Source organism: Myroides sp. N17-2, assembly GCF_002286775.1.
In the GTDB taxonomy this organism is placed as follows: domain Bacteria; phylum Bacteroidota; class Bacteroidia; order Flavobacteriales; family Flavobacteriaceae; genus Flavobacterium.
The window spans coordinates 88,485-103,973 of record NZ_NSGJ01000007.1; the positions used below are offsets into that span (position 1 = coordinate 88,485).

The 15,489-nt window shown below is 34.1% G+C and carries 13 protein-coding genes; 10 read left to right on the top strand and 3 right to left on the bottom strand.

Features of this window, described 5'->3' with window-relative positions:
• Window positions 1-5: 5 nt before the first annotated feature.
• Complete coding sequence (locus CF599_RS04980; protein ID WP_121964942.1) at window positions 6-815, top strand: undecaprenyl-diphosphate phosphatase; 810 nt, start codon at window positions 6-8, stop codon at window positions 813-815.
• Complete coding sequence (gene truB, locus CF599_RS04985) at window positions 815-1,543, top strand: tRNA pseudouridine(55) synthase TruB (protein ID WP_121964943.1); 729 nt, start codon at window positions 815-817, stop codon at window positions 1,541-1,543. The genes CF599_RS04980 and truB overlap by 1 nt, the downstream gene beginning before the upstream one ends.
• A gap of 493 nt (window positions 1,544-2,036) precedes the next feature.
• Here the strand turns inward: truB and CF599_RS19705 are convergent, their stop codons facing one another.
• Complete coding sequence (locus CF599_RS19705; protein WP_216821864.1) at window positions 2,037-2,738, bottom strand: hypothetical protein; 702 nt, start codon at window positions 2,736-2,738, stop codon at window positions 2,037-2,039.
• A gap of 2,354 nt (window positions 2,739-5,092) precedes the next feature.
• Between CF599_RS19705 and CF599_RS05015 the strand changes: the two genes are divergently transcribed.
• Complete coding sequence (locus tag CF599_RS05015) at window positions 5,093-6,805, top strand: hypothetical protein (RefSeq protein WP_121964946.1); 1,713 nt, start codon at window positions 5,093-5,095, stop codon at window positions 6,803-6,805.
• Window positions 6,806-6,810: 5 nt separating this feature from the next.
• On the opposite strand, the gene CF599_RS05020 is transcribed toward CF599_RS05015, so the two are convergent.
• Window positions 6,811-7,173: a hypothetical protein gene (locus tag CF599_RS05020; protein ID WP_143824792.1), complete on the bottom strand. Its 363-nt coding sequence runs from the start codon at window positions 7,171-7,173 to the stop codon at window positions 6,811-6,813.
• Between the two features lie 159 nt (window positions 7,174-7,332).
• Between CF599_RS05020 and CF599_RS05025 the strand changes: the two genes are divergently transcribed.
• The gene (locus tag CF599_RS05025; RefSeq protein WP_121964990.1) at window positions 7,333-7,950 is read left to right on the top strand and encodes a YiiX/YebB-like N1pC/P60 family cysteine hydrolase; all 618 of its coding nucleotides are present in this window, start codon (window positions 7,333-7,335) and stop codon (window positions 7,948-7,950) included.
• Between the two features lie 130 nt (window positions 7,951-8,080).
• On the opposite strand, the gene CF599_RS05030 is transcribed toward CF599_RS05025, so the two are convergent.
• Entirely contained in the window at window positions 8,081-8,680 is a 600-nt protein-coding gene (locus tag CF599_RS05030) for a thioredoxin family protein (RefSeq protein WP_121964948.1), read from the bottom strand.
• A gap of 172 nt (window positions 8,681-8,852) precedes the next feature.
• On the opposite strand from CF599_RS05030, the gene CF599_RS05035 reads away from it, so the two are divergent.
• The 6 genes from CF599_RS05035 (at window position 8,853) to rpoN (ending at window position 15,484) form a co-directional block, all read left to right on the top strand.
• The gene (locus CF599_RS05035; protein ID WP_216821865.1) at window positions 8,853-9,647 is read left to right on the top strand and encodes a patatin-like phospholipase family protein; all 795 of its coding nucleotides are present in this window, start codon (window positions 8,853-8,855) and stop codon (window positions 9,645-9,647) included.
• A 45-nt stretch (window positions 9,648-9,692) separates the two neighbouring features.
• Entirely contained in the window at window positions 9,693-10,412 is a 720-nt protein-coding gene (gene pyrH, locus CF599_RS05040) for a UMP kinase (protein ID WP_121964950.1), read from the top strand.
• 9 nt (window positions 10,413-10,421) lie between these two features.
• The gene (gene frr, locus CF599_RS05045; protein WP_121964951.1) at window positions 10,422-10,985 is read left to right on the top strand and encodes a ribosome recycling factor; all 564 of its coding nucleotides are present in this window, start codon (window positions 10,422-10,424) and stop codon (window positions 10,983-10,985) included.
• A 187-nt stretch (window positions 10,986-11,172) separates the two neighbouring features.
• Window positions 11,173-12,264 (top strand): Glu/Leu/Phe/Val dehydrogenase dimerization domain-containing protein, encoded by a 1,092-nt coding sequence (locus CF599_RS05050; protein WP_121964952.1) that lies wholly within the window; start codon window positions 11,173-11,175, stop codon window positions 12,262-12,264.
• Between the two features lie 219 nt (window positions 12,265-12,483).
• Window positions 12,484-13,917, top strand: a complete 1,434-nt coding sequence (asnS, locus tag CF599_RS05055) for an asparagine--tRNA ligase (protein WP_121964953.1) — start codon at window positions 12,484-12,486, stop codon at window positions 13,915-13,917.
• 112 nt (window positions 13,918-14,029) lie between these two features.
• A complete protein-coding gene (gene rpoN, locus CF599_RS05060) occupies window positions 14,030-15,484 on the top strand; it encodes an RNA polymerase factor sigma-54 (RefSeq protein ID WP_121964954.1) in 1,455 nt (484 codons plus the stop codon).
• The last annotated feature ends 5 nt before the right edge of the window (window positions 15,485-15,489 follow it).

The window sequence follows — 15,489 nt, forward strand, 5'->3', positions numbered from 1 at the left end:
ACTAAATGGATTTAATACAAGCTATCCTCCTAGCCATAGTAGAAGGACTAACTGAATATCTACCTGTATCTTCTACAGCACACATGATATTTTTAAGTTCTGCTTACGGCATTCAAGAAGACGAATTCGTTAAACTTTTTCAAACTGCTATACAGTTCGGAGCTATCCTAGCCGTTGTTGCACTATATTGGAGAAAGTTCCTTGACTTCAGTAAACTTAACTTTTACAAAAAACTAGTACTAGCGGTTATACCAGCTTTAGTTTTAGGTAAGTTATTTGACGAAGCCATAGACAAGGTTTTAGGAGAAACTATCTATATCGCTATTATGTTGATAATAGGTGGTATTGTATTAATTTTTATAGATAAATACTTCAAGAACCCAAAGACGGTTAGAGAAGAAGATATCACTGTTAAGCAAGCTATAACTATTGGTTTTTGGCAATGTCTAGCGATGATGCCAGGCACGAGTAGATCTGCTGCTTCTATCATCGGAGGTATGCAACAAGGTCTGTCACGTCAAGTAGCTGCTGAGTTCTCATTCTTCTTAGCTGTACCTACTATGGCAGCTGTGACTGTATATTCTATCGTATTAAAGAAATATGAATCAGGAAGAATAGGATACGAGATATTATTAGACAATCCAGATAATATGAAGTTATTCTTATTAGGTAACGTCATCGCGTTTGTTGTATCTATTGTCGCAATCAAATTCTTTATCGGAATTATCAAAAAATACGGTTTCAAACCATGGGGATACTATCGTATCATCGCAGGAGCTTTATTACTACTATACTTCGGATATCTTAAACAATAATGATACAATACAATAAAGAAGCCTTCCAAGAAGGGCAAATACTCTTAATAGACAAACCGCTTACTTGGTCATCGTTTCAGGCTGTGAACAAGATTAAATGGCTATTAAAAAAACACTTTGAATTGAAGAAAATTAAAGTAGGACACGCAGGGACATTAGATCCATTAGCGTCAGGACTACTGATTATCTGTACAGGCAAATTCACTAAACAAATCAGTGAACTACAAGGGCAAATCAAAGAATACACAGGAACAATCACTTTAGGCGGAACAACTCCTTCTTATGACTTAGAGACAGAGATAGACCAGACCTATCCTACAGAGCATATCACTGATAGCATACTAGACGAAGCTAGAGTATCATTTATCGGTACGATAGAACAACGTCCTCCTATCTTCTCTGCTCTTAAGAAAGACGGTAAACGCCTTTATGAGCACGCTCGTAAAGGAGAAGAAGTAGAGATACCTACTCGTCCGATCACAATCGAAGAGTTCGAATTAACTAACGTAGAGATGCCTAATGTAGATTTTAGAGCAGTATGTTCTAAAGGTACATACATCAGATCTCTAGCTTATGACTTCGGCCTTAAAGTTAATTCAGGAGCACACTTAAGTGCATTACGCAGAACTAAAATAGGTGACTTCGATGTTGCAAACGCTGTTACTCCAGAACAATTTGAAGAACAGTTATTAAAAGCACTAGGCATCGACACTTCAGTACAAGAGTAACATTTACCTAAATACATAATCAAAAGCTACAAGGAGACTTGTGGCTTTTTTTATTCCATCCATCACCCATTACTATATTGCTTTGGGGTTAAGCCTGTATATCGTTTAAAATAACGAAAAAACAAGGTTGCTTCCTTAAACCCAGATTACGCATTAGCCAAATACTGCAAAGCAATTCTACTTCATAGTTCTTTCATTAGCTCTAAAACCATACTATATTATGCTTGTATCACTAATTCAGACCTACCTTGTATAATTACTTTTCGTTTATATGTCTATCGCGTAATCTGGGTTAAATCCAAGTTCTTCTGATATTTTGTTTATATTCATACTTGATGATTTCAATAAAGACTTCGCATACAGAACGACTACCTCATTTATCCAATTGGGAACACAAATATTATGAGATATAAACAGTGAAGAGTGAGGCTTTTTCTTAATGCTATACACTATGTCACACCATCCCTTCTACCAATCCTTATTAGGAGATTATCTAATAAGATATGACTATTTTACCTGTCAAAGACATACTGCTCCGAGTAGCAAAAATCAGCTCACAATCACATACTTTATTAGCATAGTTCGTTTTAATCTTATAAAATGATTTTTTAAATTGTATTTTTTCTATCCATCTTTTACAGACTTCTTCAATAAACTGTTTCGTATTTATATCCGAATCACTTACAACACATTGAACTGTTAACATCTGTTCATTATTTGCTAATACTGCACTAAATTTCAGATTATCAAGTTTAGTAATACCTGCCAATCCATACTCAAAATCCATGATAAAACCATCTATATTCTCCTCATCATATGGGCTACAATTAGATGGTAAGCCTGTAAAGAACGAGTCAAAATCCCAATAGTTAAAATCTTCTCTTAGAATCTTGGTTATTCTACCATGTCCCACTATTTTTTTTCCTTCTCTAACCTCAAACGTTTTTCCTATATAAAATTGTCCCACATGAAAGAGCAGGCTCAGGGTTATAAGCCTAACAGCAACAGTATCTCCAAGTACACAGACATCTTTATCCATAAATTCTTGTGATGCATCCCAATCATTTCCATCATAAAAAAACTGTCCTCGATAACCTGACCTTACATCACTTTTTCTCCCTCCCTCTTGCTCAGTCAAATAGTAAATATCAGCTTCAAGTTCAGGTTCTAAGGATTTATTTTTTTGTTCTATCATAATTAAACCATTTAACTCGAGTAGTAAACTTCTTATTATCCAAAATTCTTAATAAATCACTGCAAAACTAAACTTCACTTTCATTAACCATTAGAATAGACTCATCACTGACCTTATAATACAACTCGTGAAGTAGCACATCTCGATACCAAATATAACGATAACTCCTATCTCCAAAAATCTTCTTTGTACGTCTTCCTTAAGCTCCATATTCAAAACACACACATACCTAATATTCTATTTATAAATAAAAAACCTTAATCTGTCAACATCTAGAAGAACAATTGATAGAATAGAACCCTAAATCTACCTAGGTAAACCCATACAATGAAATAATGTCATTTATGCTATCACATAAATAACTTCCACTCCCCTTTCCCCCTATTCTCCTCAGAATCTAGTCACCTTTCCAAAACAGCACAGGAAAACAGGTATTCTTGAGAAAGCAATCGAGAGCAAAAAACCTTTTAAGAGAATTATAAAATGTAACATCCTCTTGTTGATATCTCCTGAATAAGTGCAGTTTCACTGCCCTATTCCTACTCAGGAGGTCTGATTCAGCAAGCGCACCTCACGAGTACCTCACGCATTGCCCAATACAATAGTATTCAAAATAATAGAAATAAACCCCTGTTTAAATTTGATTAGGATTATAAAAAACCTAACTTGTTCCTTCTTCCTTCCAGTCAGGACTTAGTCACCTTCCCAAAACAGCCCCTCGTCGGGGAAAAATAGGCATTCTTGGGAAGAAATTGGGAGCAAATGCACTTTTAGACCGACCTAAAAACAGGCTAATACCTTGTCAATACAGCGTTTATAGTCTAAATAACCTACTACGATTTATGTCTACTTGTGTTGATTTAGCACGTTTTATGCTCATTTGTGTTGATTTGTGTCTATTTGATACCATATTTATCTTTGCTGCTAAAATGTATTGATCTAATTTCTAAATTTACTCCTTATCACATTCTTTTGCAAAGGTCGACATACTAAAATTGGTATTTGGAGGCAGAGGGAACAAAAGTCCATTTTTTGTCATTTTTTGCCAAATTTTTCCTATCTCGACTTAAAACTAGGAGACTTGTCGAAACATATAATTAAGTTACAATCCCTTATACACAAAGGCCTGAGAAGGGTATAACGATGGATTTGTTCGGGAAGAGTTTTGGAAGGCTTTTGTAGTTGTTCGGAAAACAGCCCCTCTTTCCGAACAATTGTTGGATTCTTCCGCAGCCCTTCCGAAGGAATGGGTGTATCAAACTAAACAAAATACTGAATTACAATATATTACAATTTTAAAAAGAGCCCATTTTAGGCCAAAAGTGGACTTTTTTGCCCTTTTTAGGTCATTTTTGCCCAAAAGTGCCTATCTCTCAAAAAAAGAATTTTAATAACTGTAATTTTGTTGTGTAATCAATGGTGATTTGATACCCGATATAATAAACTAAGCGAAAGTTGAGAACTATTGGAAGTTTGAAAACTGAGGTATGAACAACTCAAAAGTATCTTTTATATATCGCTGATTATAAGTAAATTTACGCTAATTGTTTTAATTTCACAACTTATGAAAATAGAAAATGACCAACCTAATAAAGCAGCAATAACTTCCCGAAACATCGCTTTTAATAAGAGTTTAATCAGTCATGTGTACTATGACGAAGATGGCGATTGGCAATTAATTCTTTGATGGAATTACCATTAAAGAAGAAGACGCTATAGTAGTATCCATTCAACAAATCTTAGCATTAGATCCTACATTAAAATCTTTACCCGAAATGGAAATAGGAGAAAGTGCAACTAGAAGTTCTTTAACAGATAGTTGGAAGAAAGTGTAGAAGCATAGAAATAAACATAGCTTATAGACATGGTTTAATATCATAACCTGATACTCATATGAATGAAAACAAGGCTATATATTTAGACTTCTACATTAATAAATGTATTGACAATGAATCACTTTGCAAAAGCATTGCTGAATTACTTGGAATTACCAATCTAGATATACTAATAGAGGATATTAATCACTTCCTATATTGTACAAAAAAACGAGCAAAAGTTCTTAAAGTAATAGGTTATACACAAATATACGAGGGAGACTTTGAACAGGGAGTATCCTTGACCATATATATTCAACATAAATTACTAGACAAATATCTATTCTTGCTAAAACTTTCAGAATTACTGAATATTCAAATACTCATCGGTGACAACACCTCAAATCCTTATAGTTTCATATTGATAAATACAGATAACACTATAAACAACATTTCTATACAAGATAACGAAGATAGTGCCATAAATCTAACTGATAAGTACAAATCCTTATTGAAAACAAACTAATTAAACACCTTACTATGAGAACTAAGAGTTATTTCTACACAGTACTATTTATCGTTATGTTATCAAGTACTTATTTGATAGTAAATCATTATATTACTAGAAAAACCTTAGATCTATCTCATCAAAACTTAACCATTATACCTCCGATACCAGATTACGTAGAAATACTTAATCTATCACATAATAATATCCAGTATGTAAACACAGGTTACTTGCCTAGGGGGATGAAAAAATTAGATTTGTCTAACAATGAATTAAATAATCTACCACAATTAAGTGAATTGGCACTAGAAGAAATAGATCTAAGCCATAATCATATCGGTGGATATGCTGATTCTGTCCGAACACATTTATACAACCCACTTCTCAAAAAACTCAATATAAGTAACAATAGGATCAATGGGGGACTGAGGATCTTAGACGGAAACCTAGAATCTCTTACTATTTCAAATAATATTATCAACAGTGTGTTTATTTACACGCCTTTGAAAGAATTGTCTGCTACTCAGAACCAACTTGAGGAGTTTTATGTCCCTTCAACTTATCTAGAGTACCTAGATGTTAGCGATAATAAAAAACTCTCTAACCAATGGTTAATAGACAAACCAGCTAATAAGACTATAGTAATTACTGATTTGCCTCTTGAAAGTATTACTTTTAATCAAAAGAAACTCCCTCAACTGCATAAATACAGTACATCATCTGACTCATTTAAAAACGAACACCTTATCACTTATTCACACGATAGTCTTCCTATCTCCTATAAAGGAAAATTATACCATAACACAGTAAGACTACAACTGTTTAAACTTAAAGACAGCTTCACTGGTCATGACTACTTTGCTCATTATTATATAGGGCAAGGCGATTTAATTGAATTACATGGCAAGTTGGATTTAGACAAAAAAACAATGCTACTCAGTGATACAAAATCCACTATAAATCTAGAAATCAGCCTATCTTCTGATTTAACACAAATAGAATCTGTTTATATAGACCATACTAAGGTAGAGAACTTGGTATTTTCTCCAATTGGTAATGTGGTCAGTAGTGTTCTACGATATAATAACTACTATGCACGTAAATCAATCTATCCAAATATCATCAACACCTACGATGAAGAAGATACAATGTGCATCGATGTCAATACTCACTTCAATAACTTTACTCGCTCTTACACCTATCCAACTATTAATACAAATAACGCTAAAATAGATAATAAGTCGAATATGCTTATCGAACAATTAATGTTAACAAATAGTCCTTATATCTACAGTATCAAACATGCAAAGGTAATCATGCCATTACTATTTGCACAGAAATCAGTATCGCGAATAACGAATGAATGGGCAGCTGAAGATATATCTAATGTAAAAGTACTCCAAAACAATACTTCTGTTCTTACTATTGCTATAAGCAAACGACAAAGACTAGCCTTAACTATGGAATCTAAAGATTACTATGACAGATATAGTATCAACCTTAAGACTGGTGAATTTCTAACATATAAAGATTACTTCAAGAAATTAGATAAGCATAACATCATAGGTCTTATCTATGCTCGCTTAGTTGAAGATAAGTTTCTCATAAACTTAAATGTAAGAGACATTACACTAATGGATAACATTGTGATAGTAGGTAATCAAGTTACCTTTCATATAGTGATTAAAAATAACGACGTGCTGTTAGACAAACACATGGAAATAAATATGGATAGGCTAAAATAGAACGTCTAACTCTTAAAAGATAGCTTATACTCCACTCCATTTGTATCTGTGCCGATGAGTCCTCCCTCTTGTACGCGTCTTACTTCTATATAAAACTGCGGAGTTAGGCTATCTTTAGTGATATACCCGGCACCTATATCCCCTTTTAGAGTTACTTGACCTGTATAGACATCACCTGTTTTACTCGTTCCTTCTATTTTATATTCTTTAGAATCTTCATCTAGATCACGTACAACAGAGATTACAGGAGGTAGATTCTTTACATCTTCTCCTTGCTCAATAATCTCTTGATTTTGTCTACATCCCATCAATGCCAATAAGCATAAGAAAAGAATTAGATGGTCCCAACTACATCTATTTAACAACATATTTTTCCTTTTTCCTAAACGAAAATAAGGATACTATTAAGGATAACATACCTTAAAAAAGTAAAGCATAGGTTTTTATGAGGGAACGAATGAACATCAATTGTTTTCTTGAGTTTGATAATCAATATCGATAGCCTTATCTTCGCAAAAAGAACTATTATGCGCAACATACTATTATTACTACTCTTAAGCACTCAATTTATTTGGGGACAGAAAATAGATTATAAAGAAGGTGATTTCATCTTTCAGAATATCAACTGTGGTCCATTATGTGAAGCCATTAATGAAGTTACTCATGGCTATAACAATATTAATTTTAATCATATCGGTATGGTGATAGAACATGAGGGGACATTACAAGTAGTAGAAGCGACTTGGCCTGCTGTGTGCATCACTCCACTTGATAAGTTTATCGCTAAGAATGTAGAAGCACAGTATGTAGGTAGATTATTACCCGAATATCAAGGATTGATTCTTGATGCCAAGACCTTTAGTATTGCACAAGTTGGGCTACCTTATGATCTGAATTACCTAATGGATAATAATAAATATTACTGCTCAGAGTTAATATATGATGCATTTAAAAGTGCTAATAATGATGAAGAAGTTTTTAAGTTATTTCCTATGACTTACAGGTCTAAAAAGACGAATGAGTTCTTTCCTGTATGGTTAGATTATTTTAAAAACATGAACCAAGAAGTTCCGGAAGGATTGCCAGGTTGTAATCCTGCAGGGATGTCCTTATCAGATAAGATTTTTATTATAGGTGCGTTGTGATATCGTGGAGTTGTGATGTTGTAGATATTTCTGTTTATAAAAGGAAATTGTATTGAACAGAAAACCAAAAACACAAAAAAACATAAAGTGAAAAAGCTCTTTCAACTGACTGAAAGAGCTTTTTTTATTACTATTCAAAAGATGTCATTAGTTCTATCACCTCTTTTTGTACTTCATGTCCTTTGTCCTTAGTGTACCACATCTGTAAGGCTACTTTACCAGCTTCATCTACTACACCGTGAGCGGCTTTATAATCAGTGATAACTTTTTGCGCTAGTACAGGTCTTGGTCCCCAATGTCCTAAAACTTTTAAAGTATCTTGTTCTACAATGATTAATTTAGGGATAGCCCTACCTCCATTAGTAAGAAAAGCATCCATCAACTCAAGATTTTGATCTCTAAACACTATTCTTAATTCGATGTTATCAGTTGACTCTGCCATCTTATTAAGTATAGGTACTATCTGTGCTGCATCACCACACCAGCACTCAGATATCACTACCCAAGTATATTTCTTCTTTAATCCGGCTAATTTAGCAGCTACATTCTCCTCTACTTTCATCGTTTTATCAAGTCTATGTAATCTCGCTTCATTCAGCTCAGCATAAGCCAAATAATCCTCTTCTAAATTCAGAAGACTCTTATCAGTAGTAAGTGCTTCTGTCACATAATGACGAAACTCTTTATAACTTAAACTTTTAACTATGTATTTTGGATCAATGTTTATCATTTTGTTTAACTTTATTGTTTGTTACTACCAAAGATAAACCTTTTAAAGGAAATCAATGTCATAACTAAGAACTAGGAATAAATAATACAGTAATTTCTTCTAACAAAAGATAAAGAGGAATGCCTAACCTAGTATAAGTCTATGACTTCCTGAAAAGATAATAAATAGAATAATGAAAGAGAACAAAATAGGATTAGTACTATCAGGTGGAGGTTATAAAGGGATCGCTCATGCCGGAGTACTACAGTTTCTAGATGAACAAAATATCAAACCAGACTTTCTAGCCGGCACTAGTGCTGGCTCTATCGTCTCTTCCCTATATGCAGCAGGTATAGAACCTAAAGAGATATTAATCTTCTTTAAATCTGTCAACTTGTTTAACTGGCAACACTTTACACTAAAAAAGGCAGGACTAATAGATGTAAATACTTTTGATAGATATCTAAAAAAGGTATTTGGGGAAATGACTTTAGGAGAGTTGCCTATACCTGTATATATCAATGCGACGAATATAGTAACTGGTGAACTACATGTATTCAAGAAAAAAACAAAAGTAGTAGATGCGATATTAGCGTCAAGTGCTTTCCCTGGTGTATTTTCTCCTTATCAAATCGGTCATAAACTTTATAGTGATGGTGGTATACTTAACAATTTTCCTATAGATGTAATTAAAAAGAAATGTGACTTTATCATCGGTAGCAATGTGACCCCTATAGAAGAAGCAACACCTGAAAATTTAACATCAATCAAGGCGGTAACTATTCGAGCTTATGAACTTATGACAAGAATGCAGAATGCTCGACAAGGTCAATTATGTGACTGGTTAATAGAGCCTAAAGAGCTGAATATGTACTCTACTTTCGAAAGGAGTAAGAAGAAAATGGATGAGATTTATGAATTAGGCTATAATACAGCAAAAGAGTCCTTTACAGAGAATCAACATATTTTTCAAAAAGCTACCCCTTAGAAATATATAATCTTTATATTTGCAAAACTTTAAAAATTTCTTTCAATGAAGTACAAAAGAATTCTGCTAAAATTAAGTGGAGAAGCTTTAATGGGTGATCAACAATATGGTATTGATCCTAAAAAACTAGCAGAATATGCTGCTGAAGTAAAAAAAGTTCACGAATTAGGTGTTGAAATTGCAATTGTAATAGGTGGAGGAAATATTTTTAGAGGTGTCGCAGGTGCAAATGTAGGAATGGATCGTGTACAAGGAGATTATATGGGAATGCTAGCTACTATAATCAATGGTATGGCGTTACAAGGAGCTCTAGAGGCTGCTGGTATGCTAACTAGATTACAGACTGCTTTAAAAATAGAAGCTGTAGCAGAACCTTATATCAAAAGAAGAGCTGTTCGTCACCTAGAAAAAGGAAGAATCGTAATCTTCGGTGCAGGTACTGGTAACCCATACTTCACTACTGACACAGCTGCTGTATTACGTGGTGTAGAAATTAACGCTGATGTAATCTTAAAAGGAACTAGAGTAGATGGTGTTTATACAGCTGATCCAGAAAAAGATCCTACTGCTATTAAATACGAAAAAATCTCTTTTAGTGACTGTTTAACAAAAGGATTAAATGTAATGGATACTACGGCATTCACTCTAAGTAGAGAAAATGACTTGCCTATCGTAGTATTTGATATGAATAAAGAAGATAATTTATTAAAAGTTTGCCAAGGTAACGAATCAGTAGGTACTACTGTTGCTGTAAACATTAATTAAATCAAAGTTATGACAGAAGAAATCAATTTAATAATCGACGCTGCCAAAGAGTCTATGGATAATACTGTAGCTCACTTAGATAAATCATTATTAAACATCCGTGCTGGAAAAGCTTCACCACAGATGTTAGGAGCTGTATTCGTAGATTACTACGGTTCTCCTACTCCACTATCTCAGGTAGCTAACGTTAATGCTGCTGATGCGCGTACACTAACAGTGACTCCTTGGGAGAAAGCAATGTTACAACCGATCGAGAAAGCAATTATGATCGCTAACTTGGGATTAAATCCAATGAACAATGGAGAGAACATCATCATCAACATTCCTGCTCTAACAGAAGAAAGACGTAAGGACTTAGCAAAACAAGCTAAAACAGAAGCTGATGATGCTAAAATCGGTATTAGAAATTCTCGTAAGGATGCTAATAACGATATCAAAAAAGAAGAAAAGAATGGTACTTCTGAAGATATCTGTAAAGATGCTGAAGAAAGAATTCAGAAATTAACTGATGGTTACATCAAAAAAATAGATGATATTCTTGCTGTTAAAGAAGCAGAAATCATGAAAGTTTAAAAGATCCGCAAGTATGCGGATTTTTTTTTACCCTATACGCTACTCTTTTTGAAACATTTTTGAAGGATTCACATATCTATACCGATATACTCATATCTACTTAATAATCAATGCTTTTTTAGTTATCTTTATAAAGCTTATATAAATTATATCTATAAGCAATACCTAATCCCAAAAGACATTGATTATGACTACAAAAATCTATTCGCCAGAAGAATTAAAAACTATGGCACCTGTATTTGGACAAGTTTCATTTGACAATCACGAGCAAATCGTATTTTGTCACGATAAAGAGTCTGGATTAAAAGCAATCATCGGTATACACAATACTACATTAGGACCTGCATTAGGAGGTACTAGAATGTGGAACTACGCTTCTGAATGGGAAGCACTAAATGATGTACTTCGTCTATCTAGAGGGATGACCTATAAATCTGCTATATCAGGATTAGATCTTGGAGGAGGAAAGGCAGTAATTATGGGAGATTCTAAAAAAGACAAAAGCCCAGAATTGATTAAAGCATTTGCTCATTATGTAAATTCTTTAAGTGGTAGATATATCACAGCAGAGGATGTAGGATCTACTACTGCTGATATGGACTTAATCCATACTATCACACCTCACGTAACTGGTATATCTGAAAGCCTAGGTGGATCAGGTAATCCATCACCTGTCACAGCTTATGGTGTATTTATGGGGCTTAAGGCTGCTGCTAATTTCCAATTCGGAACAGACAACTTAAGCGGTAAGAAAGTACTGGTACAAGGTATTGGTAATGTCGGTGAGACATTAGTAAAACATCTAACTGAGCATGGTGCTATAGTAACAATCACAGATATAAATGAAGAAAGAGTCGCTGAAGTAGCTAAAAAATATAATACTAAGATATTCACAGGATCAGATCTATATCTTGAAGATGTTGATATCTATGCTCCATGTGCTCTAGGAGCAACAATCAATGATGACACTATCGAAAAAATTAAAGCAAAAGTTATCGCGGGTGCTGCTAATAACCAATTAGCAGTTGAAGCAATACACGGTAAACGTTTGCAAGAACGTGGTATCGTATACGCTCCAGACTTTTTAATCAATGCAGGAGGTATTATTAATGTTTTTGGAGAGATAGCAAATTATGGACTAGATGAAGCTTTAAAACGCACTGAGAATATCTATAATACAACTTTAGAAGTACTAAACTATGCTAAAGAACACAATATGACTTCTCAACAAGCTGCAATGAAAAAAGCAGAGGACAGAATCAACAGCAAAAAACAATAGCTTAACAACACACATATTAACACGCAAGGCAGTCTCATTAGGGGCTGCCTTTTTTGTCTCATATAAACTCGCGTATTATTATTAACTAAATAGTCTACCATACGCAATATTTACAGTAATATCACAATTTCTTTATTCCATAATACACAATAATTTACTATTTTTGCAAGTATTTGAAATTGTCGAAATAAGACAAAGATTACTAAATTATAAATCACGATGAAACATACGAAAATTAACGATCTACTAGCAGGCAAAGGCCTACTTCATGAAGTCAAAGCAAAAGGATGGGTAAAAACGTTTAGAAACAACCAATTTATCGCCTTGAATGATGGGTCAACGATTAACAATATTCAATGTGTTGTTGATTTAGATAAATTCCCTGCGGAGTTGTTAAAAAAAGTTCATACTGGAGCTGCAATTTGTGTTAGAGGAACATTAGTGGAGAGCCAAGGAGCTGGTCAAACTGTAGAGATACAAGTAGAAAACTTAAAAGTATACGGTGAAGCTAATCCTGAAGAATATCCTATACAACCTAAAAAACACTCACTTGAGTTCTTACGTGAGAATGCTCACTTAAGAATCCGTACGAATATGTTCGGAGCTATTATGAGAGTGCGTAGCGTACTATCTTTTGCTGTACACAAGTACTTCCAAGACAATGGATTTAACTACTTCAATGCACCTATCATTACTGGATCAGATGCTGAGGGAGCTGGAGAAATGTTTAGAGTAACTAACTTAAATTTAAATAACCTACCTCGTACAGAAGAAGGGGAGATAGATACAAAACAAGATTTCTTTGGAAAAACAACTAACCTAACTGTATCAGGACAATTAGAAGCTGAGACTTATGCTATGGCATTAGGATCAGTATACACATTCGGACCTACTTTCCGTGCTGAGAACTCTAATACTTCTCGTCACTTAGCAGAATTCTGGATGATCGAACCTGAGGTGGCATTTAACCACTTAGATGATAACATGGACTTAGCAGAGGACTTTATCAAATACGTAATTAACTACGTATTAGAGAAATGTGCTGATGACTTAGAATTCTTAGACAAACGTCTATTTGAAGAAGAGAAATCTAAACCTCAAGCTGAACGCAGTGAAATGTCGTTATTAGAAAAATTGCGTTTCGTAGTAGAGAACAACTTTAAACGTGTAAGCTACACTGAAGCAGTTGATATCTTAAGAAACTGTAAGCCAAATAAGAATAAAAAATTCAACTATATCATCGACGGATGGGGTGCTGATTTACAAAGTGAGCATGAGCGTTACTTAGTAGAGAAACACTTTAAATGTCCAGTAATCTTATTTGATTACCCAGCTGACATCAAAGCATTCTATATGAGAATGAACGAAGATGGTAAGACTGTAAGAGCAATGGATATCCTATTCCCTGGAATCGGAGAGATCGTAGGAGGTTCTGAAAGAGAAGAGCGCTACGATGTTCTTTTAGAGAAAATCGAAAAGATGGGAATAGACAAAGAAGAATTATGGTGGTATTTAGACACTAGAAAATTCGGAACAGCTCCACATAGTGGTTTTGGTCTTGGTTTTGAACGTCTTGTGCTATTCGTAACAGGAATGACAAATATTAGAGACGTTATCCCTTTCCCTAGAACACCGCAAAACGCTGAGTTTTAATATAACAATAGCTTCATAAAAGTGTTTACTTTATCACATTTTTTCATTAAATTTGAAAAAGAATATGTTTTAAAGTAAACACTTTTTTCTATTTATACTAAATATTTCACGAATGCTTAAACAGAGTCTACAACTTAAATTATCACAGAAGTTATCTCCTCAACAAATCCAGTTGATGAAGCTAATTCAGTTACCTACTTTAGCCTTTGAACAAAGACTGAAAGAAGAACTAATTGAAAACCCAGCACTAGAAACAGGAAAAGAGAACGAATCGACTGAGGTAGATGAGTTTGACAATGACTTTGAAGATTACGATAATGAACGTATCGAAGCTGAAGATATCAACATAGACGAGTATCTTAGTGATGATGAAACTCCTGAATATAAACTACAGTCTAACAACTATAGTAAAGATGATGATGAGTATGAAATGCCAATTATCGCTCATGAATCATTTCACCAAGATTTACTTAATCAATTAAATACTTTTATGCTAACGGAGGACGATCGTAAGATAGCTGAGTTCTTAGTTGGAAGTATTGACGATATGGGATATTTAAGACGTGATACTCAAGATCTAGTGGATGATTTAGCTTTTACTCAAGGGATCTACACAGATGAAGAAACGGTAGAAAGAATACTTCTAATCGTACAAGAGCTAGAGCCTGCAGGTGTAGGTGCTAGAGATTTACAAGAATGCCTGTTATTACAATTAAAACACAAAACTCAAACTGATGCAATAGATCTAGCAACAGAGATTATAGCTGATCAATTCGATGCTTTCACTAAAAAACACTATGATAAGTTACTTCAAAAATATGGTGTTTCTAAAGAAAGTCTAAGAAATGCAATAGATGAAATAGAAAAACTTAATCCTAAACCAGGAGGTTCATACATCGGTAATGACAGAGCTGTAGAGCATGTCATTCCAGATTTTACAATTAAAATAAACGAAGGAGAATTAGAGCTATTACTCAATGGTAGAAATGCTCCTGAACTTCATGTGTCTAAAGATTATCAAGATATGTTACAGTCTTATAAAGAGTCTGCTAAATCTTCTAACTCACAAAAAGACGCAGTACAATTTATTAAACAAAAATTAGATGGTGCAAAGTGGTTTATTGACGCTATAAAGCAACGTCAAGAGACTCTTTTTGTGACAATGCATGCCATCTTAGAGTATCAAAGAGAATACTTTCTAACTGGGGATGAGACTAAACTTCGTCCTATGATTCTAAAAGACATAGCTGACTTAATAGGGTTAGACATATCTACAGTATCACGTGTAGCCAATAGTAAGTATGTAGACACTCCTTATGGCACAAAGCTTATTAAAAACTTCTTCTCTGAAGCAATGGTTAATGATCAAGGTGAAGAGGTATCTACTCTAGAAATAAAGAAAATATTACAGAATATTATAGGGGATGAAGATAAGAAAAAACCTTATCCTGATGATAAGCTAGCTGAACTACTAAAAGAGAAAGGCTATCCTATCGCAAGACGTACAGTAGCGAAGTATAGAGAACAACTGGATATACCTGTTGCGAGAATGCGTAAGCGTATTTAATACAT

Bases quoted from the DNA above. Each gene is read 5' to 3' on its own strand.
- CF599_RS19705 (WP_216821864.1), bottom strand. From the start codon at position 2,738: ATGATAGAACAAAAAAATAAATCCTTAGAACCTGAACTTGAAGCTGAT.
- CF599_RS04980 (WP_121964942.1), top strand. From the start codon at position 6: ATGGATTTAATACAAGCTATCCTCCTAGCCATAGTAGAAGGACTAACT.
- CF599_RS05035 (WP_216821865.1), top strand. From the start codon at position 8,853: ATGAAAGAGAACAAAATAGGATTAGTACTATCAGGTGGAGGTTATAAA.
- frr (WP_121964951.1), top strand. From the start codon at position 10,422: ATGACAGAAGAAATCAATTTAATAATCGACGCTGCCAAAGAGTCTATG.
- CF599_RS05030 (WP_121964948.1), bottom strand. From the start codon at position 8,680: ATGATAAACATTGATCCAAAATACATAGTTAAAAGTTTAAGTTATAAA.
- asnS (WP_121964953.1), top strand. From the start codon at position 12,484: ATGAAACATACGAAAATTAACGATCTACTAGCAGGCAAAGGCCTACTT.
- CF599_RS05015 (WP_121964946.1), top strand. From the start codon at position 5,093: ATGAGAACTAAGAGTTATTTCTACACAGTACTATTTATCGTTATGTTA.
- CF599_RS05025 (WP_121964990.1), top strand. From the start codon at position 7,333: ATGCGCAACATACTATTATTACTACTCTTAAGCACTCAATTTATTTGG.
- truB (WP_121964943.1), top strand. From the start codon at position 815: ATGATACAATACAATAAAGAAGCCTTCCAAGAAGGGCAAATACTCTTA.
- rpoN (WP_121964954.1), top strand. From the start codon at position 14,030: ATGCTTAAACAGAGTCTACAACTTAAATTATCACAGAAGTTATCTCCT.
- pyrH (WP_121964950.1), top strand. From the start codon at position 9,693: ATGAAGTACAAAAGAATTCTGCTAAAATTAAGTGGAGAAGCTTTAATG.
- CF599_RS05020 (WP_143824792.1), bottom strand. From the start codon at position 7,173: ATGTTGTTAAATAGATGTAGTTGGGACCATCTAATTCTTTTCTTATGC.
- CF599_RS05050 (WP_121964952.1), top strand. From the start codon at position 11,173: ATGACTACAAAAATCTATTCGCCAGAAGAATTAAAAACTATGGCACCT.